This is a genomic window from Paenirhizobium naphthalenivorans (assembly GCF_007992095.1).
Lineage (GTDB): Bacteria > Pseudomonadota > Alphaproteobacteria > Rhizobiales > Rhizobiaceae > Allorhizobium > Allorhizobium naphthalenivorans.
Map to the genome: position 1 here is coordinate 55,570 of NZ_BJZP01000023.1, position 21,629 is coordinate 77,198.

The window sequence follows — 21,629 nt, forward strand, 5'->3', positions numbered from 1 at the left end:
GCGTGGAGGGTTAAAACCCGACGAACAGGGCGCTGTCATATTGGACCGACACGGGACTTTGACACTATCGATTTTTGTCAATTACAAGTTGACAAATTCAATAGTTTTTAAAGTCATCTTGATATTTACTTTGAACTCTGGCCATAATGTCCATTATGGATGAACAGACAACGCCGAAGCTAAAGTACCTGATCCAATCAGTCCCACCGGGCTTCATCGTCGATGCGGCCTGGACGGCACGTCATGCGATTTCACGCCAATCCGTATCGGCGTATATCAAGCAGGGCTGGCTCCAGCGGATCGCGACAGGCGTCTACCGACGCCCATTTTCGGCAAGAGAAACGTCGGAAGCCGCCACGGGCTGGAAGATTCCCTTGTTATCCGCGCAATGGATCATGGGACATGCATTTCATGTCGGAGGTCTGACCGCGCTTGGATTGCGGGGCCATTCTCACTACGTGCAGCTTGGCGGTGATACACGCGTGTACCTCTATGGCTCCGATATTCCTGACTGGCTTATGACATTGACAACCGATGCCAGGTTCGTCCGACGAGGTCATGGACTGTTCCTCGACGAGAACAACGGCGTCGAGGACAGCGAATTCAGCCTCTCCGATAGTCCAGATGAGGAACTGGCGATGAGCCCGTGGCGCTGGCCCATCAAAATGTCGTCTGCAGAGCGGGCTATACTGGAGATTCTCGATGAACTTCCGAAGAACGAGAGCTTTCACAACATCGACATGGTGTTTGAGGGAATGGTCAATCTGCGCCCGAAAATGTTGACGACGCTGTTGAGCCAGTGCCGCAGCGTAAAGGTTAAGCGCCTTTTTTTCGTCTATGCCGACAAGCACGCGCATGCGTGGCTGAAGCATATAGACAGATCGGAGATCGATATGGGACGCGGCGATCGGGCACTTGCCCCAGGCGGCAGGCTTCACCCGATTTATCGCGTAACGGTCCCTGCAGACCTGTTGCCAAAGGAGAGTATGGATGGCGCGTGATCGCTATATGCGGCAGGTCGAGCTGCTTGTTCGGACGTTGCCCTACATCGCTCGGCAGGATGTCTTCGCCCTCAAGGGGGGAACGGCCATCAATCTGTTCTACAGGGATATGCCTCGCTTGTCGGTCGATATCGACCTCACCTACCTTCCCATCCAGGATCGCGACACGACGCTCAGCGGTATCGACGCCGCGCTTGACCGCATTCGCGACGACCTGCTGAAAAATCTGCGCGGCGTCGAAGTCCAGCGTATCGCCGGTGGCGGCAACAATGACACGCGGGTGCTCGTCCGGCAGGGCACCACCGAAATCAAGATCGAGACCTCGCCGGTCTCGCGTGGAACAGTACATCCTCCGGAACTACGGGCGGTAACGGATGGAGTGGCCGAGGCATTTGGCTTTGCTGAAATGCAGGTCGTGTCATTCGAGGATCTCTTTGGTGGCAAGCTTCATGCCGCCGTGGACCGTCAGCACCCGCGCGATCTTTTCGACGTGAAGCTGCTTTACGATAATGAAGGGCTCACCGATGCGTTGTTTCGGACCTTCCTCATCTACGTCGCAAGCTCCGGCCGCCCGCCGCATGAGCTGATCAAGCCGTCATTATCTAAACTCGAAGATGCCTTCGTGAAAGAATTCGAAGGCATGACCATTGAGCCCGTCAGCCTGATCGAACTGAAAGACGCACGGGCCCAGCTGACAGATGACCTTCGAGCCCGCCTCGATGATAAAGCGATGCGGTTTCTGCTTACACTCCATGATACCGAGCCGGATTTCGACGCCATCGGGTTGCCGCAGGCAGCGGCACTACCGGCAGTACGGTGGAAGTTGCTCAATCTAGCAAAGCTGAAGCAGCAGAACCCCGATAAACACGCCATGCAGCGTGGGGAGATTGAGAATATGTTTGCTTGAGCCCACGGCATGCGATATCGCGCCACCTGCAGGCTCGCGCAAAGCCTGGAGCAAGATATTGAAGAGCATCGGAGCTTTCAGCATCGCGCCGGCCGAACAGGGCGGGAAAGCGGGAATTCTCGACACGGTTCGCCCGGAAAATGGGGAGCCGCAGGAGCCTTAGCATCGCGCCGCAAAGCGGAAGGCGGGACCGACTGCCCACGGGAGAACCGTTCCATTGCAGTCTGTCGCGAAAGTCGGATCCAACGTCCGAGTTTCACGACACAGTCCGTGACAACGGTCCACTCTTCCCACTCCATCCCGTCGATTAGTCGGGCCGCCACTCGCCGACCTTGATGGAACCGCTCTCGGTCAGCTCGGTACATAAAAAGTGTAAAAGTTCATCGTGCGTGATGACGGCGGCGCTCAGCCGGCCAGTCCGATACGCTCCGGTATCCAGTGCTATGCGATTTAAGTAAACTTCGGGCCGCAGCGACTTTGTGATCGTGTGACCGTGTAAAACGACGTGGTCAAGGACGTCCATGTGATCGAGAAAACCGGCTCTGATCCAGCGCAAGTCGTATTCGTCCTGCTTTGCGAGCAGGATGCCGGGACGTATTCCAGCGTGAACAAAACAGAAGCGCCCCATTTCCATGAACGTATGCGCGTTTTCCAGCAAGTCCACATGATGTGGGAAGACGCGTCGGATATCGGCGGCGATATTCTCAAAATCAGGCACCGGACGACTGGAATATGCGCTTACTGTCGCGACGCCTCCCCAGTCCATCCAGTTGACGGCGTCCTCATAGGTGAGATCACCGCGAAGGAGCTCACGCAGGTAAAAATCATGATTGCCGAGAATGAGGCGGGAGCCCGGATAGAGATCGAGTGTCGAGCAGACCTGATCGAGTACCTTCGGACTGTGAGGGCCGCGATCGATCAGATCGCCCAGAAAGATCACGACAGGCTTAGATTGATGATTATTCGCATGAGCGGCGATGTACCCAAGCATGGCTTCGAGAAGATCGGCGCGTCCATGGACGTCGGCAATGGCATAGACGGTAGATGGTAAGCTCTCGGTCGGTATCACTACTTTTTCCTGCAGGCGAAGCCGGTGCATGGCGATAGCCCTTGTGCTTGCAATATGTCGGAACTTTGAGCGGCGGGGACTGGACCAGGGCCAAAGCTCGGTGGTGGCATTCCTATAGGCGATGCCGGCAGTGGCACGCTACCAAAAGTGAGTGTGGCGCGAGATTTTCCGCCCTGCCTATCGCGCGTTCCTGCCCTGAACGGAATAGTGCGACCCGATGGGGCATCAAAGCGTCTCTTCAAAAGAGATCAAAGCAAATGTGGCCGGCACCAGCCACTTCTAAGGTTATTGCAAGCCAGTTTCGACCATCGTTTGCACCATGTCGGCATCACGACGCGGGGGCTCACCGAAAAGGCGCTTGTATTCCCTGCTGAATTGCGACGTGCTCTTATAGCCAACAGCGAACGACACAGAAGCTGCATCGGCTTCCTTCGAAACCATGCGACGGCGGGCTTCCTGCAGCCGGATGTGCTTTTGATATTGCAGCGGACTGAGAGCCGTTACCGCCTTGAAGCGTCGGTGGAACACGGACTCGCTCATACCAGCCACCGCAGCCATGTCCTCAATGCTCAGTTGTTGCGTGTAGTGCTCACGGATCCACGCCATTGCTTGCCGAATGTGAGACAATCGGGAATCGACGCCCGCGATCTGGCGTAGCATCTCGGCATGCGGACTCAACATCAGCCGGAACATCAGCTCATGCTCCAGGTGGAGTGCCATCACGGGGATTTCCTTGGGACGCTCATACATCGCCAGCAGTCTTTGCCAAGCGCCGATCAGCTCGGCATTGGCCATGCTGAACGCGAAGCCCGGCTGCATCTGCATCTCCGGGGTCTCGGACAGGTAGAGCACCACGTTCATGATTACTGCTGGATCGAGATCGAGGTTGATCGCCAGGAAAGGCTTGTCCGGCGATGCCTCTATGATCTGACCCATCGCGGTGATTTCCGCAGCTACGACCATGGTCTGTCCGGGGCCGTACTCGAACACCTGATCGCCGATCAACGTCCGCTTGGTTCCTTGCAGCACGATGAACGCCATCGGGTTGTAAACCAACGCATTCAATTTGGTCGGCTCGGTGATGCTAAAGATACTCAGCCGCGCCATGCCGGGATGTTTGATACCGGCATGGCGGATCGCAAGCGCGCGGATTTCATCGAGTTTGTCCATGTCTCATCAGAGGTCAATTGCCTGAAAAAATCAACCCATCGGCGGGATCAGGCAATTTATCAGGACCATCAGGCATGGCCAAGACCTCTCCCATGACCCAGATTGCTTTCACACAACGAAAGGTAAGTTCATGCAAAAACGTAAACTGGGCACCAATGGCCCGGAAGTCTCTGCCATCGGTTACGGCGCCATGGGCTTTCATCTGGCGTACGGTTCCGCTGACGAAGAGGCAGGGCTGGCGACAATCCGTCGTGCCTATGATCTCGGCGTGACGTTCTTCGATACGGCCGAGCTTTACGGCTGGGGCGAAAACGAGAAATTCATCGGTCGCGCCGTCAAAGGTTTTCGCGACGACGTGGTGTTGGCAACCAAGTTCGGCTTCACCCCCTCATGGGAGGCTGACAGCCGGCCCGCGCACATTCGCGAAGTGACCGAGAACAGCCTGCGCTATCTGGGTGTCGATCATATCGATGTGCTCTACCAGCACCGGGTTGATCCGAACGTGCCGATCGAAGATGTGGCCGGAACCGTCAAGGATTTGATTGCCGAGGGCAAGGTTAAGCATTTCGGATTGAGCGAAGCTGGCCCTCTGACGATCCGTAAAGCGCACGCCATACAGGAGGTCGCGATGCTTCAAACCGAGTATTCGGTGTTCGAGCGCGACGTGGAAGTTCTGTTCCCGGTCTTAAGGGAGCTGGGTATCGGCTTCGTCCCCTACTCGCCACTCGGCCGGGGCTTTTTGACAGGGGCGGTCAAGCCGGCCGCGGAACTGGAAGAGAGCGATATGCGCCGGGGCGATCCGCGCTGGCAGCCAGGCAATTTCGAGAGGAACGTCGAAGCTGTCCGCCAGTTGAAGGAGCTTGCTACGTTGAAGGGCGCCACCGTTTCGCAATTGGCGCTTGCCTGGTTGCTCGCTCAGGGCAACGACATCGTGCCGATACCGGGCTCTCGCAAGGCGGAGCGCGTCGCGGAAAACGTCGGAGCGGCCGACCTAGTGCTGACGGTGGAAGATTTGGCCAAGACCAAGGAAATCCTGCCTGAAGGCGGTTTCGGCGAACGCTATGCCAAGGAATTCGCGCCGACCTGGATTTGATGCCTGACAACAAATGGGCTGGTCGATAACCGAACGGCCCACATCCGAAAAAAGGAGATCAAATGATTACCCCTATCGAAATTGTATCTGAGTTTTGCACGGCCTTCGACGAGGATGGCGGCAGGCCTGCCATCAGGCGGTGGTTTACCCCTGAGACGGTTTGGACCAATGTGGGAATCTCATCCACGACCGGCATCGATGAAGCCATCGGGATGGTCGACGAGCTTGAAAAATCCATGGGCATTGCGACGGTTCGCATTGAGATGCTCTCGATCGCAGCGGACGGCAACCGGGTCCTCACCGAGCGTCTGGACATTTTCGAGCGCGCCGATGGGAGCGAGATCGGCAGGGTGAGCCTGATGGGCATCTACGAAATCGAAGGTGAGCGTATCGTTGCCTGGCGCGACTACGTGGACGTCAACGCCATCACAAAACTCGCTGCGGGCTGACGGGTCGATCGCCCCCCGCTCCACCCACAGATGCCAATGTCGCCATGCTCCTTCGCCTGGCTGTGTATAGACACAACCGAAACTGAAATCTCATTCCGCGGTAGAATATTGCGGGTCTAGACGCTCAAGAGGCCATCCCCCACCCGTTTTTGAACAAGTCACGAAGGACGACTCGTGTACCGTGATCGTCCAAACCTGTGCCCCCCGCCCATGCGACCGCCAGCGCGCCGACGAAGATATGTCTACCGGTCAGAGCGGGCTGGGCCAGCCCCGCGCCCTGAGCGGCGCGGAGAAATGTATCCGTCGCGTCGATCAAATTCTGGCAAGTGGGTTTCAAAGGTGAGTTTGAACGGGACCACGCCGCCCTCAGCGGCTCTGACAGGCCATCATAAACCAACATCCAATCGCCCAAGGCATCGATCCATCGTTCCAGCGCGCGACCAGCATCGCTTTCCTCCGCTTCGATAACCGTCTTTTTCTGCAGCATGTCCTCGTAATGCTCATCAAGGAGTGCGGCCAACAGAGCATCCTTGTTGGGGAAATGCCGATAAAGCGTGGCGGAACCTAGCCCTGACTGCCGGGCTATGGCGTCCATCGAGACGTCAACGCCGTCACTGGAAAAGGTCTGACGCGCAACGTCGAGAATCTGCGTTCGGTTATGCTGCGCGTCTTTGCGCGTTCGCCGGTCTGTCGAAAACTCAGCCATTGTTTTCCTCATGCCCTTGAATAACGGGGACACTCCCCGTATTTATTCGAGAAGCGGGGATAGTCCCCATATAGCCATATTCGACTGCCGAGAACAGTGCGGATGTCGTATTTTGGAGAACAAGCTTAAGGCGTGGCGTCACAGATGATCATCGGCATGCATTTGGGAAATGGCTATGGATCTTAGCCAGGCGCGTGGCGTATGCCATGGGTCGATCCGACGAGCTATACAAGTTTCGACGCGAAGGTGCGCCATGCCCAGGCCGCTGAGCGCGGCAAACTCCAGTTCCTGTTTCTTACCGATGGTCCAAGTCACGTGGGTGACATCGACAACGAAGGCACGACCCTACGCGACCATTTGGGTGCGCCGCCCCAGTACGGGGTTGATCCCCGTGTCACCGGCTGACCCGCATACTAACGCTTTCTACCCAGTTCCCAACGAAAGGACATTATTATGAACATTGGCATCATCGGCGCCGGCAACATTGGCGCATCGCTTGCGAGGAAACTGGCGATCACCGGTCACGTGGTCAAACTTGCAAACTCCCGAGAACCCGAAAGCCTGCAGGACATCGTCCAGGGCACAGACATTATCGCTGCAACAAAGGAAGATGCGGTGAGGGACACCAATGTGATCATTCTCTCCGTCCCCTACGCCAAGATGCCGGAACTTGCGGCGCTTTTGGCAGATGTTCCCGCCGGTACCGTCGTTGTTGATACCTCCAATTATTACCCGGCTCGAGACGAGGCGATTGCCGATGTGGACAACGGCAAACCGGAAACCCTTTGGAGCAGCGAGCAAGTCGGCCGCCCACTCGTCAAGACGTGGAACGCGCTTCTGGCACAGACGCTCGACGAGGGTGGTTCGGAGTCGGGAACGCCCGACCGGATTGCCATTCCGATCGCAGGCGATGATCCTGCCGCAAAGGCGGTGGTTTCCGACCTGGTCAGCGAAACCGGCTTTGATGCTGTCGACGCTGGCACAATCGCCGAATCCTGGCGGCTGCAGCCGGGAACGCCGGCCTATTGCACGGAACTCCCTGCCGAAGATCTAAAAGCGGCACTAGGGGTTGCGAAAGAGGGTCTTGCACCGTCGAAGCGCGATGCAATCATGCGGTCCATGGTGGACGGTTCGGTGCCCTTTAATCGTGCGGCGATGATCGCCAACAATCGGGCCATGACGGCTTGATGCCAAGTTGGTTCAAGCCACTGGGGCGGCATTCGTTCTGCCGTCCCGATTACTTTGGAATGGGCATAGTGCGGAAAGGAACCAATGGTCGAAGCGCGTCGATTAACGAAGCGGTCCCATAACGAACGTCGCCACTGGGCTCGACGTCAACTAGCCCACCCTTGTTGTGAGCGTGGTAGAGATTGACCAGAAGCTTGGCGGCACTTTGGCTCAGGACGTGCTCGAAATTTTCCTGCCATTGCGATCTGGGAACCGCTTGCGCGGAGACCTTGCGACCCAGCAACGCACCGAGCGCCACGGCGACGTCGTTGGCGGTATACCGACGCGGCCCTTCTGCGTGAACAACTTGCAGGTCTGTCCCCGCGTTTGGGTGTAGCAGCAGATCGGCAGCGATCAAGCCGAGGTCCGACGCTGAGATCGTTGGAAACTCCATGTCGACCGGGTCGTGAAAGCTCGGCAGAACGCCCGCCGCGACCGCTACTGGAATGACGAGGCCCCAGCCCTGCATGTGTTCTGCCGATCGCAAAAACACCTTGGGTATGTCGAGTTGGCGCAGGCGCTCCTCGAAAATGCGGAACATGGTGGGCATTCCGATATCTTCGCGAACATGTGCGCCATAGTCGGAAATCGCCAGCACGCGGTTCGGACGCGCCTGCTCCAGCGCCTCGGCCAGACTTTCGATCGACCGCCGCATTTCTCCGACACCGTCCGGTGGGAGGATCACTTGCACGGCGTCTGCATTCGCGACCGCCAAACCGAGCGCGGTAGGGTCCTGTAGATCGGCCACTGCGATATCACATCCGATTTCGCTCAGCGGGCCTGCCTTCGCCCCGTCGCGCAGGACCGCCCTGACAGGCACGCCCGCCTTACGTAGTGCCAATGCTGTAGAATAACCGACTTTTCCGGCGGCGCCGACGATTGCATACATGTTTCATTTCCTTTGTCGTGACGCGCACGGCGTAACGCCCATGCAGAACAACTGCCTGGAAACGCCAGATGCACTTTGATTTCGAGCTTGTTAAGTGGCCTGGGGCCTAAGTGGTCTGCTTGCCGACAGCAGCGGCGAATCCCGCTGTGTCGAAGTAATCACGCCAACGCACGATCTTTCCGCCCTCGATCTCCATTACGCCGAGCACGCGGACCGTTAGGATGATCGTGCCGTCGTGTGCGCAGAAATGGTCGAGCCACTCGGCATAGACCCGGTTGCCAACGCCGGACAGAACAAGGTCCTCGATCCGCATGTGATCGAACGGAATAGGAAAGGCGCGAGCGAAGGTAGCAGCCTCATTCGGCCCAACGGTTCTGGCGACGCCTACGTTCTCCCACACCGTCGTCACATCGAAGTAAGCGTCGAAAGAATTCCAGAAGCCTTCGGGCGTCGCGACGGTGGCATCAAAGAATTCTCGAACGAGCACCGTCTCGTATGTTGTTGCTGACATGGCCATTTCCTTACTGAAGACGTGCAAGGAGTATGCAGTGGAACAGCACTGGTCGCTCAGGTTCGGGCCAATCTTTGCAAATTCGGGCGGAATTCACTGGCATGTCGAGCGATCTCGCCAGGAGTCTGGCCAAGGACGCGGCGTATTGTGGAAGTCATATGACTCTGATGAGCAAACCCGGCTGCCAACGCGATTTCGCTCACCGACATCGTCGTCGTGCCCATCAGGGCGCGCGCATATTCAACGCGACGGTGGATCACATACTGATGCACCGAGGTGCCCGTGCTGTTGCGAAACAGCGCCTTCAGGCGCGTGACGCTGACACCGGCGAGCACTGCAAGGTCTGCAAGCTGGAGCTTTTGATCAAGATTGGCCTCGATATACTCCGTCAGAACTCGTAGCTTGCGTTCCGGAAATTTCGCCTCGCCATGCTTTTCTGGAGCCGGAAACCCGCCGTTTGCAGTCTCGATCAGTCGGACTGCCAAGGCATTGGCAAGAAGCTCGATGAAGAGTGGATCAGACGGTGTGTCGGCCTCTAGATCTGCCTTTACGGCCCGGCCAATCCCCTCGAGGCGGGCGTCACGAACCTGAAATCTGGGGAGCAGTTCGATCTTACCGGCATCGCGGCCCATATCCTCGGCGACGTGCTTGAGTAGTGAAGGGTGGAGGCTCAATCGCAGAATATGGCAATCGGCATCGTCTTCCCATGAACCACCGATGCCGGCCGGAACGATATCGATGTCGCCCGGCTTCTGGACACGACGCATCCGTTTGCCACCGATCGAGCAATCGGCGTTGACGGGAGGTCCATAGTGCATGCCGAGTCGATGCAACTCGCCGCCCGGTACATGCGACAATCCTCGGGGGATATGCACAAAATCGGCATCCAACCCGGTCCAATCCCTTCCGACGCTGGACAACAAGATACTGGGCGAGCGATGTTCCGTGTACGTTGTCATCATCAAATTGAACTCAGCCTCATCTAGCTTGGCGACACAATTCATCAATCTTCGATTTCGGCCGCCATTGAGAATTCAACAGCGAAATCTCGCATTGCAAGGGGAGATGATACTCAGATTACCGCCCGGTGGCCAGCACGGGCGTGCTGCACACCTTGATGGGATGTGAACCGTTGACCCGCAATCCGTGATCTCCAACGACTGATGGATGCCGGTTTTGTTCGCATGAGGGTCACTTACGGAACTGCTCGACTTCACAGAAATAGTTTTTCCTTCCCAGGACTGACCGGTGCACGCTGCAACTTTACGAGAGCGTCAGCTGATTGAGCTGGTATCACGCTTCGGTCGTAAAGACGTACCAAGGCCGATCAGTGACAAGCCAATGATCATCAATGTCGTCAGTACTGCGGTTTCGGCGGAGATAGTCTTCGACGTGAAATGGTCGAGGCAGCCAAGGGTTGTGACGACCATGTTAGCGATGCCGCCCGCTCCCAGCCACGTCCATGCTTTTGCGGGTTTCGTTGAGGCACCGATCACGTACAATTGGACTGCTGACATCGCGAGCAACCCATAAAACAGCAGTGAACCAAGCGGTGATAAGAGCAAGGGGTCCGTTTTCAACGTGATGCCAATGCCAATCTCTAACGCACCGAGAACAGCCCAGTCCCAATAAATTTTTGGCCGACCGATCCTAAAAATGATGATCGATATCAGCAATCCGCTGAACATTGCAGCCATTCCGGGCCAATAACCCCAAGTCACTCGACCTAATGACGACGAAAGAAACCCCAACACGGTCAGATCGACGACGATCACGCCAAGCGCGATTAATCGTCTCCAATCGTGCCCACCACTAAATCGCTTGTTGTCTCGGTCGCTGTTGTGCTGGGATTGGAGTCCTCGCAACCAGTGAAGACCCGAGGCGCGCGGCGGCGACGCGCGCCTCGGCGGATGACCATTCTTCGGGCGGGACTTACTCCTGGCCATCCAGCACCTCCTCCAACCTCCATCCAGCGGAATCAGCGTGATGCTGAAATCCTCGATGGCATTCAAAAGTTAACATACGTACGGATCGTTTGTAAATATTGATTTTTGGCTCTTTCTGTCGTCTTTTGAGGCGCACTATCGACGGAATTTGACAAGGGAGTTCATCCTTTCGTAGGACTACATGACAGCGAGGAACATTATGAAGCGAACAAAAGAAGAGGCCGCCGAAACCAAGCGGCAGATCCTCAAGGCTGCAGAACTTCTGTTTCTGGAGCAAGGCTATGAGACTGTAACGCTGGACGAAATTGCGACGGCGAGCAGCGTTAGTCGGGGAGCTGTACATTTCCACTTCGTCAACAAGGCGGGGCTTCTTTATGCTCTGAGAGACGATGCCCAACTGCCCTTGCAAGAACTGGCGGTCGGCCTCGATTGCAACGCGACCGTCGACCCACTCCTTTTGCTAGGCCAGACAATCTCGGCAATGTTCTATGAGTTGCATTCTGATGAACGGCGGCGCGGGCTGATCCGCTTGATGATGCATCTTGATCTTACCGACACCAAGGCCGACATGCGTGCGCACGATTCTTATAAAGCAATCGAGCGGATATTTATAGAAGCCAACAGGCATCACGCGCTGGCGCCTCCCTGGACACCTAAAAGCGCTGCCTCCGCTGTCAGCGCGGTTGTCGTGGGAATCCTCGAAGAATGGGCTTTGGCACGGAGCGAGTTTCCTCTTGTTCCTTACGGGCAGGACCTCGTTCGTATGGTCTTGCGTGGCTTCGCCAACCCTTGTGCCTGATCCAGCACCACACTCACGTGCTTAAATGAGCTTACGCTTCGCGGCGATCGGCAAGGGTGGTCCTGTCACGTACTGTTAAAAGGCGCGCGCAGATCTTCTCACCAAAAACTGTTTTACAATCATTCCGTATGTTTATAAAAGGACGAGTCTCCGTAGTGGGAATCCGCTGACGTTTTGTTCTTTCGAAAGGCTCGACATGCTCCTCACACTCTCTACAAACACCCGACGCGGATTTGTCCTTGCGGCGTTGCTTTCTGCATGTTCGACGGCAGGGTTAGCTCAAGATGCGCCGATTGCTTCAGTCACCGTCGCTACAGTGAAACCGGTCAAATATACCCTGACGGCTCGGCTGCCAGGTCGGATCAAGGCGTCAACTCAAGCGGAGGTGCGTCCGCAGATCTCCGGAATTATCCGTGAACGGCTGTTTGAAGAAGGCGCGTCCGTGGAAAAGGGACAGGACCTCTACAAGATTGATGATGAGAACTATGTCAGCGCCGTCGCATCCGCCAAGGCCGCAGTCGCGGAAGCACAGGCCAACTACGATCTGGCAGTCATCGAAGCCAGGCGCGCAGCTGATCTTTTTGAAAAACAAAGCGGTACCGCTTCGAATCGTGACAACACAGCCGCGCAAAAGCTGAAAGCCGACGCAGCTTTACAGCGAGCCCAAGCTGACTTGACGACCGCTGAAATTGATCTCGATCGGACGACTATTCGTGCGCCTATCGGGGGGGCGATTGGTTTGTCTGAGACCACGCAAGGCGCTCTGGTCGCAGCCCAGCAGACGACCCCTCTAACCACGATCCGGACACTCGATCCGATCTTCGTCGACGTTACCCAGTCGGCGACTGACCTGCTCCGCTGGAATGCAACCGGTGGTGCCGGCGCTCTCGACAAGGGTGCGACCGCCACCATGATCCTTCCAGATGGCACGACCTACCCTCTGAAGGGCAATCTGACGGCGGCCGAGCCCAGAGTCGAGCCGACGACCGGGATGGTCACGCTCCGGATTAGTTTCGCCAATCCCGATCACAGGCTGTTGCCAGGGCTGTATGTCGAGGTGGACCTTCCGCAGGCCACAGCCGACAATGCCATTCTCGTTCCGCAGAGCGCCGTTATGCGAAACAGCAAGGGAGAGCCGTCCGTCTGGGTCGTCTCGAACGACAAAGTGGAACAACGGCCGCTGACTGTTTTCACGACGGCGGGCAATGAACTCGTGACAACCAGCGGTCTTCGCGAAGGTGATGCCGTCATCACATCCGGCTTCCAGAAAACCGGCCCCGGCGCGACCGTCAAAATAATCGACACTGCCAGCAATCAGGCACCACCCGCGAAAGAAGGGAACTGAACCGTGGCCCGTTTCTTTATTGACCGCCCCATATTTGCGTGGGTTGTCGCCATCATCATCATGGGACTTGGCACCCTTTCGATCCTCAAGCTCCCGGTCTCGCAGTACCCAACGATTGCGGGTCCTTCCATCGTGATCGGCGCCGTCTATCCGGGGGCGTCGGCAGAGACTGTGGCCGATACGGTCGTTCAGATCATCGAAAAGGAAATGACCGGTCTCGATGGGTTGCGTTACATCGATAGCGCGACAACATCGACGGGTCTCGCCACGATCACTCTGACGTTCAACCTTGGAACAGACCCCGACATTGCCCAGGTTCAGGTGCAGAACAAGCTCAGTCAGGCCGAGGCGAGCCTGCCGGACGAAGTCACCCGACAGGGTGTGACTGTCGAGAAATCAGCGACCGGTTACCTCATGGTCGTCGCGCTCGTTTCACAAGACGGCTCGCGCAGCGCCGTCGATCTCGCCGACTACCTGAACTCCTATATGGTGGAGCCAATCTCCCGCCTGAAGGGCGTGGGCAAGGTCCAGGTGTTCGGATCGGAATACGCGATGCGGATCTGGCTCGACCCGCAAAAGCTGAAATATTACGATATCTCCCCCTCCGTGGTAACTGCAGCCATCAGAGCCCAGAACGCTCAGATATCCGCCGGATCGTTTGGCGCAATGCCATCTCCGGCGGGCCAGAGTCTGAATGCAACGGTGACGGCTCAGTCGCTTCTCAAAACGCCGGCCGATTTCGAACGAGTCGTGCTGCGCGCGGATACGGATGGCGGGATGGTGCTGCTCCGAGACGTTGCGCGCGCTGAACTCGGATCCGAGAATTATGAAATCACGAGCTACTACGATGGCAAGGGATCATCTGGTATGGCGATCCAGCTCGCGTCTGGCGCGAACGCGCTAGAAACTGCCGAACTCGTGAAAGCTCGTATTGAGCAGCTCTCCGAAACAATGCCGGAGGGTGTCAGCTACATGATCCCCTATGACACGACGCCCTTTGTTTCGCTGTCCATCGAGGCGGTCGTCTATACTCTGGTCGAGGCTATCTTTCTCGTCGTCCTCGTCATGCTGCTGTTTCTGCACAACATCAGGGCCACCCTGATCCCGACGCTGGCGGTCCCGGTCGTTCTGCTTGGCACCTTCGGCATCATGGCGCTGCTGGGTTTTTCTATCAATACCTTGACCATGTTGGCGATGGTTCTTGCAATCGGCCTTCTGGTCGATGATGCAATCGTCGTTGTCGAGAACGTCGAGCGGATCATGCGCGACGAGCATCTGGGGCCAAAGGAAGCTACTAAGAAATCCATGACGGAAATTTCAGGAGCGCTCGTGGGTATCGCCATGGTCGTTTCCGCAGTGTTCGTGCCTATGGCCTTTTTCGGCGGGTCAACCGGGGAAATGTACAAGCAGTTCTCCGTGACGATCGTCTCCGCTATGGGGCTGTCCGTCGTCGTGGCGATGATCTTCACGCCTGCCCTTTGTGCCACTTTGCTAAAACCGCATTCCTCAGAGAACAAGAAGGGCATTGCCTCGCGTTTCACGAATGCGTTCGAGCACTACTTCTCGAGGCTCACAGACGGCTACGGCAGCGTCGTCGGGTTTTCGGTCAAGCGTCCGCTGAGAATGCTGATGGTCTACCTGCTCCTGGCCGCCGTGATGGTCGTGTTATATCAGCGCACGCCAACATCCTTCCTTCCGGATGAAGACCAGGGAACACTGTTCGCAATCGTTCAGACGCCACCTGGAACGACTAGCGAAAAGAACGAAGAGGTTCTTCGCAAGGTAGAGGGTTATTTCACCTCGGTTGAAAGCAAGAATGTCGAATCCGTCTTTTCTGTCCAGGGTTTTTCGTTTGCTGGCCAGGGTCAGAACATGGGCATGATGTTCGTCAAACTCAAAGACTGGTCAGTTCGTGAAGGCCCAGATAACTCGGCGCAGGCCATAGCCGCCCGCGCATTCGGACCGTTAATGGGTGGCATACAGGAAGCGATTGTGGTGCCGATTGTGCCGCCGCCGGTGCTGGAACTCGGTAACTCCAATGGCTTTACGGCCTTTCTTCAGGCCGAATCTGGCCAGACGCATGAAGAGCTTCTCGAGGCCCGCAACATGCTTCTGGGGTTGGCCGCAAAGAGCGATAAGCTCACCGCCGTCCGACCGACCGGCGTGGAGGACGCTTCACAATTCGAACTGAACATCGACTGGGGCAAAGCCGGTGCCGTTGGCGTTACCGCAGCAGACGTAGGCTCGTTTTTGACGACCGTCTGGTCTGGCTCCTATATCAATGATTTCCTCTACGCAGGGAGAATGAAGCGCGTCTATGTTCAAGGCGAACCACACGCCCGTACGGGTCCTGAGGATCTCTCGTTGTGGCGCATCTCAAATGCCAACGGGCAGTTCGTCGATTTTTCGACTTTCGCCACCCAGAACTGGATCTTTGGGCCGCAACAGGTCAGCCGCTACAACGCCCTCCCCGCGATGAAACTGGAAGGGTCTCCCGCCAGCGGCTTCTCATCAGGTGATGCGATTGCCGAGATGGAGAGGCTCGCCGACAACCTACCCAAAGGGTTCAGTCTTCAGTGGACCGGGCAATCGCTTGAAGAAAAGGAAGCGGGCGCTGGTGCGCTGCCTCTCTATGCCTTGGCGCTGGCGACTATGTTTCTGTGCCTTGCGGCTCTCTATGAAAGCTGGACGATCCCTATTGCGGTCCTTATGGCCATGCCCGTCGGCATCCTCGGAGCACTCCTGGGTGCGTGGATCGGCGGGCAGTCCAATGGCGTCTACTTTCAGGTCGGCCTTCTTACGGTGGTAGGCCTAACCGGCAAGAATGGCATTATGATCGTGGAGTTCGCACGTGAGCGAATGGCAAAGACAGGTGCCTCGGCCGTGGAGGTCATAGGTGAAGCCGCGAAACTGCGGTTCCGCCCGATCCTCATGACATCCCTTGCGTTCGGCCTCGGTGTCGTGCCCTTGATCATCTCCACCGGCGCCGGGACCGGCGCACGTCACGCGATCGGCTTTGCCACCTTCTTCGGCACAGTAACCGGAACGTTATTGGCGATCATCTTCGTACCGGTCTTCTTCGTCGTCGTGAATAGAGTATTCCACAGACGCAAGGCGCCTGCTGTAACCGACATCAATTGAAGCGCGCGTTCCGGGGCGACCCGGAACGCTCTTTTTCTGCGGGAGCTCAGTTGCTCCGGTAAGATCTACGGTGTCTATGAACCGGCGGAACTCAGGCGACCAAGTCCATACGCTCATTGCATGAAGCGCGGCCCCATCGACCAACACGGAGCCCGCAGGCCACTACCATAAGCCTCACCAGGAGATTCGAACGCTCGCGAGCCGCGTTAAACTGCGTTCTGAAGTCTGCACTCAACTTCAGTTTTGCGCCTCTGCACAGGGTTCACTCCCACCAAAGACCAAAATGGGGTCTATTTAATGTAGGTGTTTAATTTCAGGTGAGCGTCAAGCTCACCCCATCTTGCGTCGATATCGCAGGCGCGGACAGCGGAGAATATGCCCAAGCGATCGTGCGGGAGGTGTTCGAATGGTTCAAGCGTCGAGGAAGGCCTTGGCCTTAGCCAGGAAGGCGTCGTGATACTGGAAGATGCCGCCATGCCCGGCGTCGGGGTAAAGGACGAGCTGCGCGTTAGGGATGCGACGCACCGGTTTCGATTTGACTGCGTAGAAATCGGACGCCCAGGCGGCAAGGATCGTCCGTTTGTCATCGATCGACAGGGATGGCGCTTTCACCACATCGGTCGGCCGGCGAAGCGGCGTACCTCGCATCAGAACAGTCGGTCCCATCGCCACTGCACTGTCGACCGCCTGCTGCAACGTGATGTCTCTCATGAAACCACCTCACTGCACGTGGGGACCGCTGTCGCTTCGCATACGAGAAGCCGTGATCGCTGAAGTTTCAGGTGCAAGAAGCTCATGCTTTTCCGCGAAGGCTGCGAACAGGCCGCGCGCCGTCTCCGCTTCGATTTCACCGCGAAGCGCCGCCTGACATGCTTTCAGGGCAATAGAGTGGGCCGCGTCCCTGAACGAGGTCGGCCACTCGACAAGGTGTCGGTAGGCGTCCATGACGCTGTGAACTTCCGCAGGCAAGCCCAAACCGACGAGAATGGTGACAGGTTTTCTGAACATATCGGGTTTCATTGCTTTCTCCTTTCCAACCCGGAATGTTGACGGGCGCCGTCCAGACGGCGCCCTGATCCAGTGGTAAGCGTAGATATCAAGCCGCCTTTTGCGCCTCGATCTGCGCTGGAGCGACAGAGGTCAAAGCAGGTGTGCTCTGGATCGTGATCTTCCGCGGCTTCAAGGCCTCAGGGATCTCACGGACAAGCTCGATCGACAGGAGCCCATTGCTTAGATCGGCGGCGTTCACCCGGACATGGTCAGCGAGTTCGAAGCGGTGTTCGAACGGACGACCGGCAATGCCGCGATGCAGGTAACCATCTGTGGGCGCTTCCTCCTTCTTGCCGGTGACGGTCAGCAGATTGGATTGGTAACTGATGTCGAGATCGTCCTGGGCGAATCCCGCAACCGCGATCGAGATACGGTACTTGTCTTCACCCGTTTTGACGATGTCATAGGGGCTCCGTGGGCATTTCTACATTAATACACGCTAAGGGAATTTGAAGTTGTTTGGATTGAAGCGGTTAGCCCGGATTGGCCTGAAGCGTTCGAGGGGTCGGTCAATTTCGTTCCAGAGGTAGTCGCCGGTGAGCGCGATATGCGCCCATGGTAGTGGTGCGACCTGGGAGAGCAGCTCGTCCGGAATGATAATACCCTGACTGCTGATATAATCGACAGCACGGCTGAGATAGACAGTGTTCCACAGGATGATGGCGTTGACGACGAGGTTAAGACCGGACGCGCGGTAAGCCATGGTTTCGGCGACGCGGTTGCGCAATTCGCCGAGCTGGTGGAGGAAGATGGCGCGTGCGAGAGCATGACGGCTTTCACCCTTGTTGAGGATCGCATGCGATCTGCGGCGCAGTTTCGTATCGAGCAGCCAGTCGCAGATGAAGATCGAGCGTTCTATCCGGCCCATTTCGCGCAGGGCCTGGTTCAGCCGGTTTTGTCGCGGCGACGCTGCCAGCTTCTTGAGGATGACGGAAGGCGGCACCAAACCTGCAGCGATCGAAGCCTTCAGCCGCAAGACCTCATCCCAGTGGTGCTCGACGACATCCATGTTGACGGTTCCAGCGATCAGCGCGTCGAGCGGTTCGTAAGCCGGATCGCGATCAATGACAAAGAGCCTGCGATTGCCGAGATTGCGGATACGGGGAATGAGCCTGTAGCCAAAGGCGTGGAACATGGAGAACGTCGTTTCGGTGGCGCCAGCGGTATCGGTTGCGTGCTCATAGATTTCGACGGAGCTTTCGTTGTGAAGGAGGCCGTCGAGAACGTAGGGGGCTTCGCCCTCGGATGCCTGGATCATGCGGGAGAAGAAGGAAGCAAAACGGTTGGACAGGAAGCCATAGATCGACGCCCCCGGTCGCTTGCCGTATTTTGCATTGTAGTCGAGGCTGGCTTCGCCACGCCCGCCAGCCGGAAAGAACTGTCCGTCCGAGGAGGAGATATGGCCGTCACCCCAGATCGCGGCAAAGGGATGGGCCTGCTGCGCATCGACCAGCACGGCGGTCGCCGTGGCGTAGGTTTCCGATCGCATATGCCTGTCCACCATCAGCATCATCTGGTGGATCGTGACGCCGCGTGAGCTTTCCGCCATACGTTCGGCTCCGGCATTGGTGGCGTCGGCAAGGATCGCTGCCATCAGCGCTGCCTCGTCGTTTGCCGTCTCACCGGTACGATAATGCGTGAAGCTGTCGAGGAATTTGGTCCAGCTTTGCACCTCGGCAAGCAGGCTGGTGATCCTGATCCGTGGCACCAGAACATATAGTCGGCGGCTGAGCGCGACGATGCTGTCGCGCTCCTCCTCGCGGATCGGCGAGATCGACAGGCCCTTGTCGGAAATCGCTGCATCCGGAATAGCATTGGCAGCCGCCGCCTTTGCCAGCTCTTTCAGCTTCGCATCGAGCGTGGCGGTCCGTTCTGCTCGCCATTCGGCAAAGCTGTCGGGGAGTGCGAGCCCGAGCCGCCCCTCGGCGCGCATCAGCTCGAAGATCGGCCGAGGCAGAAGATAATCCTCGAAACTGCGCCATGCCCGGCTGCCTTCGACCCAGATGTCACCGGCCCTCAGACGCTCTCGCAGGTGAACGAGGACCGCCACTTCCCAGGCGCGCAGGTCGATATCGGCACTGTTCGGGCGCACGCAGCGTCGCCATTTGCGGGTCAGAAAGGCGAGCGGCACCTGCGCCGGCAATTTCCGGCCGCCATAGAGCGCGCGCAGATGGTCCACTGCTACAAGGATCGGATCATCAGCACGAAACGACCGGAACGAGAACGTGCGGAACATCAGTCTGCCCAGCTTGCGCAACGATTTGTGCCGCTTGATGAGCTCGTCGAATTCGTTACTGCGATCAGGGTGGACGACAGATCTGGCTGCCGCCATGCTGGCGACCAATCCGTCCCAGCCGAGGGAGGCTGCGATCGCCGATGCAAGATCGGTTTTGCTCGCACGAGCGGCCAGAAGCGCCTCGCCGAGCTTGAGATGCTCAAGCGCCACCCCATCAAGAACCTCGGCCTCTTTTAGCCGGCGTTCCGTGCGGCTGATCTCGGCCTTGCGGCGGTTGCTCCCAATCATTTTGCAGAACATGTCGATCGTCAGGTCGGTGATCGACGCCTGTCTCTCGATGACGAAGGCGGCCAGCGTGGCGTAGCGACGTTCGGATGTCAGGCGTCGTATCTCCCGGGCATGCAGAATGCGTGCATCCCTGGCGATGATGCCGTAGCGATTGGCATGGATCGTCTTGCGACGGTCGTCGGGAATGGCGGCTGAGCGCAATACCTCGAGGCGGGCGATCAAGCCTTTGAGGTTCTTCAGCTTCGCCCCTTCAGGTGCTTCCGCAATCCAGCCAAGGTGGCTCCGATCGCCGGCCCGCTCAGCGAGGAGCTGATCAAGCGCCTCGATCGAAGGCTGCTCCAGATCCCGGATCAATTCGCGATAGGCTTGTCGACGCGCCGCCGCCCGGCCGGCCAGTGCCAGACGGATCAGCAGCTCCGGCATAGGAACGAGCAACTTTCGTTCCTTCAAGGCTTCGATCACGGCCTTGGCGATCGGCGCACCTTGTTCAGTGGCCGCCGCCTCGCGTGCCGCCGCCGTTATCAATTCGCGATAGTCACTCGTCCGGACAGGCTGAAGCTCCAGTGCAGAGACGATCTCGCGCGCGTGTTCCCGGCGCGTTTCGTCGCGCTGGGCGTAGAACTCGAACACTGCAGGGTCGATGCCCAGCTGGTCGGCGACAACAGAGACAACCGCCTGAGGTGGAACTTCGCCTATTCGCAGCAGACGGCCCAGATCACGCACCAGTGCGAGTTGGATCGCAAAGCCAAGCCGATTATGCGACCGGCGATGCTCCTTGACGAAGACAATATCCTCGGAAGTCAGTGCATAGCGCGCTTGCGCATCTTCATAAGCTTCGGGTGGTTCGAATAAAACGGCACGCGATTGCTCATCGAGAAACGCCATCAGCCACGGTCACTCGTCAAACTACGGTTTCGGGCGTGCCGGTCTTGCCGGGGCCTGTCCATCCAGTCCGCTTCAACGTGTCGATCAAGGTCGAGCGCGCCACCTTGAACGTCCGGCACACGGACGCCTTGCTGGCGCCAGCTTCCAAAGCAGCTAGAACCTGCTCGACCTTTTCCGCATCGATCGTTGGAGGTCTCCCGCCCTTACGGCCACGTCGGCGAGCCGCCGCCAGGCCGGCATTGACCCGCTCGGTGATCAGCACTCTCTCGTATTCTGCAAGCGAGCCGAACAGGTTGAACAGAAACGCGCCGTGCGAATTCGTGGTGTCGATCGCCTCCGTGAGAGATCGGAAGGCGACACCACGTTCCTTCAAATCCTCGACGATGCGGATCAAGTGGGAGAGTGACCGGCCTAACCGATCTATCTTCCAGACGACCAGGACATCGCCTTCGCGCAATTCGCCGAGGCATGCCTTCAGACCCGGCCGGTCATCACGCGCTCCGGAAGCGCGATCCTGATGGAGATGGCGCTCATCGACCCCGGCCGCGAGCAGGGCATCGCGCTGCAAGGCAACCGACTGGCGCTCGTCACTACTCGATACCCGCATGTAACCGATCAACATGTGCGACAAACCTCAAATCAGGTGTTGCCGCACAGCCTAACATTCCGACAGGGTTTGTCGCGCAAAAAATGGCCCTATTGCGTGGCCAGTTTGCCCCGCGATCACGGTGAGCGGAAATCATGTGTTTCCCGTCACCTGCAAAATGCCCTTAGCGTGTATTAATGTAGAAATGACCACAGAGCCCCTAAATCGAGGACTCTCATCCCACCATTCCACGGATATCACTGGAGATTGCATCCCGATGAAGAAGCCAACGTCAAAAATCCGCGAAGAACTTGCCCGTTTGCAGGAACAG

At 57.6% G+C, this 21,629-nt stretch carries 20 protein-coding genes and 1 pseudogene; 9 read left to right on the forward strand and 12 right to left on the reverse strand.

Annotated elements, in window-relative coordinates; translation table 11 throughout:
• Positions 1-155: 155 nt before the first annotated feature.
• Together RNA01_RS18355 and RNA01_RS18360 are read left to right on the forward strand one after the other, a co-directional pair.
• Positions 156-1,001: a type IV toxin-antitoxin system AbiEi family antitoxin domain-containing protein gene (locus tag RNA01_RS18355; protein ID WP_147181627.1), complete on the forward strand. Its 846-nt coding sequence runs from the start codon at positions 156-158 to the stop codon at positions 999-1,001.
• Positions 991-1,908: a nucleotidyl transferase AbiEii/AbiGii toxin family protein gene (locus tag RNA01_RS18360; RefSeq protein WP_147181628.1), complete on the forward strand. Its 918-nt coding sequence runs from the start codon at positions 991-993 to the stop codon at positions 1,906-1,908. Before RNA01_RS18355 ends, RNA01_RS18360 begins: the two co-directional genes overlap by 11 nt.
• A 307-nt stretch (positions 1,909-2,215) precedes the next feature.
• Here RNA01_RS18360 and RNA01_RS18365 read toward each other — a convergent pair whose 3' ends face one another.
• Positions 2,216-3,007 carry a metallophosphoesterase gene (locus tag RNA01_RS18365; protein WP_235916760.1) on the reverse strand — a complete coding sequence of 264 codons (792 nt, stop codon included), beginning with the start codon at positions 3,005-3,007 and terminating at the stop codon, positions 2,216-2,218.
• Positions 3,008-3,262: 255 nt separating this feature from the next.
• The gene (locus tag RNA01_RS18370; RefSeq protein ID WP_147181629.1) at positions 3,263-4,147 is read right to left on the reverse strand and encodes an AraC family transcriptional regulator; all 885 of its coding nucleotides are present in this window, start codon (positions 4,145-4,147) and stop codon (positions 3,263-3,265) included.
• A gap of 130 nt (positions 4,148-4,277) precedes the next feature.
• Here RNA01_RS18370 and RNA01_RS18375 point away from each other — a divergent pair, with 130 nt between their 5' ends.
• Both RNA01_RS18375 and RNA01_RS18380 read left to right on the forward strand, forming a co-directional pair.
• Positions 4,278-5,240 carry an aldo/keto reductase gene (locus tag RNA01_RS18375; RefSeq protein WP_147181630.1) on the forward strand — a complete coding sequence of 321 codons (963 nt, stop codon included), beginning with the start codon at positions 4,278-4,280 and terminating at the stop codon, positions 5,238-5,240.
• A 62-nt stretch (positions 5,241-5,302) separates the two neighbouring features.
• Positions 5,303-5,689: a limonene-1,2-epoxide hydrolase family protein gene (locus tag RNA01_RS18380; protein ID WP_147181631.1), complete on the forward strand. Its 387-nt coding sequence runs from the start codon at positions 5,303-5,305 to the stop codon at positions 5,687-5,689.
• Positions 5,690-5,813: 124 nt separating this feature from the next.
• Here the strand turns inward: RNA01_RS18380 and RNA01_RS18385 are convergent, their stop codons facing one another.
• Positions 5,814-6,395 (reverse strand): TetR/AcrR family transcriptional regulator, encoded by a 582-nt coding sequence (locus tag RNA01_RS18385; protein WP_147181632.1) that lies wholly within the window; start codon positions 6,393-6,395, stop codon positions 5,814-5,816.
• A gap of 201 nt (positions 6,396-6,596) precedes the next feature.
• On the opposite strand from RNA01_RS18385, the gene RNA01_RS18390 reads away from it, so the two are divergent.
• Together RNA01_RS18390 and RNA01_RS18395 are read left to right on the forward strand one after the other, a co-directional pair.
• Entirely contained in the window at positions 6,597-6,800 is a 204-nt protein-coding gene (locus RNA01_RS18390) for a hypothetical protein (RefSeq protein WP_210245775.1), read from the forward strand.
• Positions 6,801-6,848: 48 nt separating this feature from the next.
• On the forward strand, positions 6,849-7,583 hold the full coding sequence (locus tag RNA01_RS18395) for an NADPH-dependent F420 reductase (protein ID WP_147181633.1): 735 nt from the start codon (positions 6,849-6,851) through the stop codon (positions 7,581-7,583).
• Between the two features lie 49 nt (positions 7,584-7,632).
• Here the strand turns inward: RNA01_RS18395 and RNA01_RS18400 are convergent, their stop codons facing one another.
• The 4 genes from RNA01_RS18400 to RNA01_RS18415 all read right to left on the reverse strand — a co-directional run bounded on the left by RNA01_RS18400 (position 7,633) and on the right by RNA01_RS18415 (position 10,968).
• The gene (locus RNA01_RS18400; RefSeq protein WP_147181634.1) at positions 7,633-8,511 is read right to left on the reverse strand and encodes an NAD(P)H-binding protein; all 879 of its coding nucleotides are present in this window, start codon (positions 8,509-8,511) and stop codon (positions 7,633-7,635) included.
• Positions 8,512-8,617: 106 nt separating this feature from the next.
• Positions 8,618-9,022 (reverse strand): limonene-1,2-epoxide hydrolase family protein, encoded by a 405-nt coding sequence (locus tag RNA01_RS18405; RefSeq protein WP_170253526.1) that lies wholly within the window; start codon positions 9,020-9,022, stop codon positions 8,618-8,620.
• A 56-nt stretch (positions 9,023-9,078) separates the two neighbouring features.
• The gene (locus RNA01_RS18410) at positions 9,079-9,912 is read right to left on the reverse strand and encodes a helix-turn-helix transcriptional regulator (RefSeq protein WP_284727786.1); all 834 of its coding nucleotides are present in this window, start codon (positions 9,910-9,912) and stop codon (positions 9,079-9,081) included.
• 384 nt (positions 9,913-10,296) lie between these two features.
• Positions 10,297-10,968 (reverse strand): hypothetical protein, encoded by a 672-nt coding sequence (locus RNA01_RS18415; RefSeq protein ID WP_147181636.1) that lies wholly within the window; start codon positions 10,966-10,968, stop codon positions 10,297-10,299.
• A gap of 199 nt (positions 10,969-11,167) precedes the next feature.
• Here RNA01_RS18415 and RNA01_RS18420 point away from each other — a divergent pair, with 199 nt between their 5' ends.
• The 3 genes from RNA01_RS18420 (at position 11,168) to RNA01_RS18430 (ending at position 16,253) form a co-directional block, all read left to right on the forward strand.
• Positions 11,168-11,767, forward strand: coding sequence for a TetR family transcriptional regulator (locus RNA01_RS18420; RefSeq protein WP_147181637.1), 600 nt, complete (start codon positions 11,168-11,170; stop codon positions 11,765-11,767).
• Between the two features lie 196 nt (positions 11,768-11,963).
• Positions 11,964-13,112 carry an efflux RND transporter periplasmic adaptor subunit gene (locus RNA01_RS18425; protein ID WP_147181638.1) on the forward strand — a complete coding sequence of 383 codons (1,149 nt, stop codon included), beginning with the start codon at positions 11,964-11,966 and terminating at the stop codon, positions 13,110-13,112.
• Between the two features lie 3 nt (positions 13,113-13,115).
• Positions 13,116-16,253 (forward strand): efflux RND transporter permease subunit, encoded by a 3,138-nt coding sequence (locus RNA01_RS18430; RefSeq protein ID WP_147181639.1) that lies wholly within the window; start codon positions 13,116-13,118, stop codon positions 16,251-16,253.
• 411 nt (positions 16,254-16,664) lie between these two features.
• On the opposite strand, the gene RNA01_RS24140 is transcribed toward RNA01_RS18430, so the two are convergent.
• From RNA01_RS24140 to RNA01_RS18455, 5 genes and pseudogenes are all read right to left on the reverse strand, one after another.
• A complete protein-coding gene (locus RNA01_RS24140; RefSeq protein WP_235916761.1) occupies positions 16,665-16,964 on the reverse strand; it encodes an alpha/beta fold hydrolase in 300 nt (99 codons plus the stop codon).
• A gap of 9 nt (positions 16,965-16,973) precedes the next feature.
• A complete protein-coding gene (locus RNA01_RS18440; protein WP_147181640.1) occupies positions 16,974-17,273 on the reverse strand; it encodes a DUF982 domain-containing protein in 300 nt (99 codons plus the stop codon).
• A 76-nt stretch (positions 17,274-17,349) separates the two neighbouring features.
• Positions 17,350-17,712 (reverse strand): annotated as a pseudogene (locus RNA01_RS18445) (Hsp20 family protein); the annotation flags it as partial.
• 30 nt (positions 17,713-17,742) lie between these two features.
• The gene (locus tag RNA01_RS18450) at positions 17,743-20,712 is read right to left on the reverse strand and encodes a Tn3 family transposase (protein WP_003501156.1); all 2,970 of its coding nucleotides are present in this window, start codon (positions 20,710-20,712) and stop codon (positions 17,743-17,745) included.
• Between the two features lie 16 nt (positions 20,713-20,728).
• Positions 20,729-21,334: a recombinase family protein gene (locus RNA01_RS18455; protein WP_003501158.1), complete on the reverse strand. Its 606-nt coding sequence runs from the start codon at positions 21,332-21,334 to the stop codon at positions 20,729-20,731.
• Positions 21,335-21,629 lie beyond the last annotated feature (295 nt).

What these genes read in the sequence shown, in the direction of transcription:
- RNA01_RS18355 (WP_147181627.1), top strand. Translation starts at nt 156, where the DNA reads ATGGATGAACAGACAACGCCGAAGCTAAAGTACCTGATCCAATCAGTC.
- RNA01_RS18360 (WP_147181628.1), top strand. Translation starts at nt 991, where the DNA reads ATGGCGCGTGATCGCTATATGCGGCAGGTCGAGCTGCTTGTTCGGACG.
- RNA01_RS18365 (WP_235916760.1), bottom strand. Translation starts at nt 3,007, where the DNA reads ATGCACCGGCTTCGCCTGCAGGAAAAAGTAGTGATACCGACCGAGAGC.
- RNA01_RS18370 (WP_147181629.1), bottom strand. Translation starts at nt 4,147, where the DNA reads ATGGACAAACTCGATGAAATCCGCGCGCTTGCGATCCGCCATGCCGGT.
- RNA01_RS18375 (WP_147181630.1), top strand. Translation starts at nt 4,278, where the DNA reads ATGCAAAAACGTAAACTGGGCACCAATGGCCCGGAAGTCTCTGCCATC.
- RNA01_RS18380 (WP_147181631.1), top strand. Translation starts at nt 5,303, where the DNA reads ATGATTACCCCTATCGAAATTGTATCTGAGTTTTGCACGGCCTTCGAC.
- RNA01_RS18385 (WP_147181632.1), bottom strand. Translation starts at nt 6,395, where the DNA reads ATGGCTGAGTTTTCGACAGACCGGCGAACGCGCAAAGACGCGCAGCAT.
- RNA01_RS18390 (WP_210245775.1), top strand. Translation starts at nt 6,597, where the DNA reads ATGCCATGGGTCGATCCGACGAGCTATACAAGTTTCGACGCGAAGGTG.
- RNA01_RS18395 (WP_147181633.1), top strand. Translation starts at nt 6,849, where the DNA reads ATGAACATTGGCATCATCGGCGCCGGCAACATTGGCGCATCGCTTGCG.
- RNA01_RS18400 (WP_147181634.1), bottom strand. Translation starts at nt 8,511, where the DNA reads ATGTATGCAATCGTCGGCGCCGCCGGAAAAGTCGGTTATTCTACAGCA.
- RNA01_RS18405 (WP_170253526.1), bottom strand. Translation starts at nt 9,022, where the DNA reads ATGTCAGCAACAACATACGAGACGGTGCTCGTTCGAGAATTCTTTGAT.
- RNA01_RS18415 (WP_147181636.1), bottom strand. Translation starts at nt 10,968, where the DNA reads ATGGCCAGGAGTAAGTCCCGCCCGAAGAATGGTCATCCGCCGAGGCGC.
- RNA01_RS18420 (WP_147181637.1), top strand. Translation starts at nt 11,168, where the DNA reads ATGAAGCGAACAAAAGAAGAGGCCGCCGAAACCAAGCGGCAGATCCTC.
- RNA01_RS18425 (WP_147181638.1), top strand. Translation starts at nt 11,964, where the DNA reads ATGCTCCTCACACTCTCTACAAACACCCGACGCGGATTTGTCCTTGCG.
- RNA01_RS24140 (WP_235916761.1), bottom strand. Translation starts at nt 16,964, where the DNA reads ATGAGAGACATCACGTTGCAGCAGGCGGTCGACAGTGCAGTGGCGATG.
- RNA01_RS18440 (WP_147181640.1), bottom strand. Translation starts at nt 17,273, where the DNA reads ATGAAACCCGATATGTTCAGAAAACCTGTCACCATTCTCGTCGGTTTG.
- RNA01_RS18450 (WP_003501156.1), bottom strand. Translation starts at nt 20,712, where the DNA reads ATGGCGTTTCTCGATGAGCAATCGCGTGCCGTTTTATTCGAACCACCC.
- RNA01_RS18455 (WP_003501158.1), bottom strand. Translation starts at nt 21,334, where the DNA reads ATGTTGATCGGTTACATGCGGGTATCGAGTAGTGACGAGCGCCAGTCG.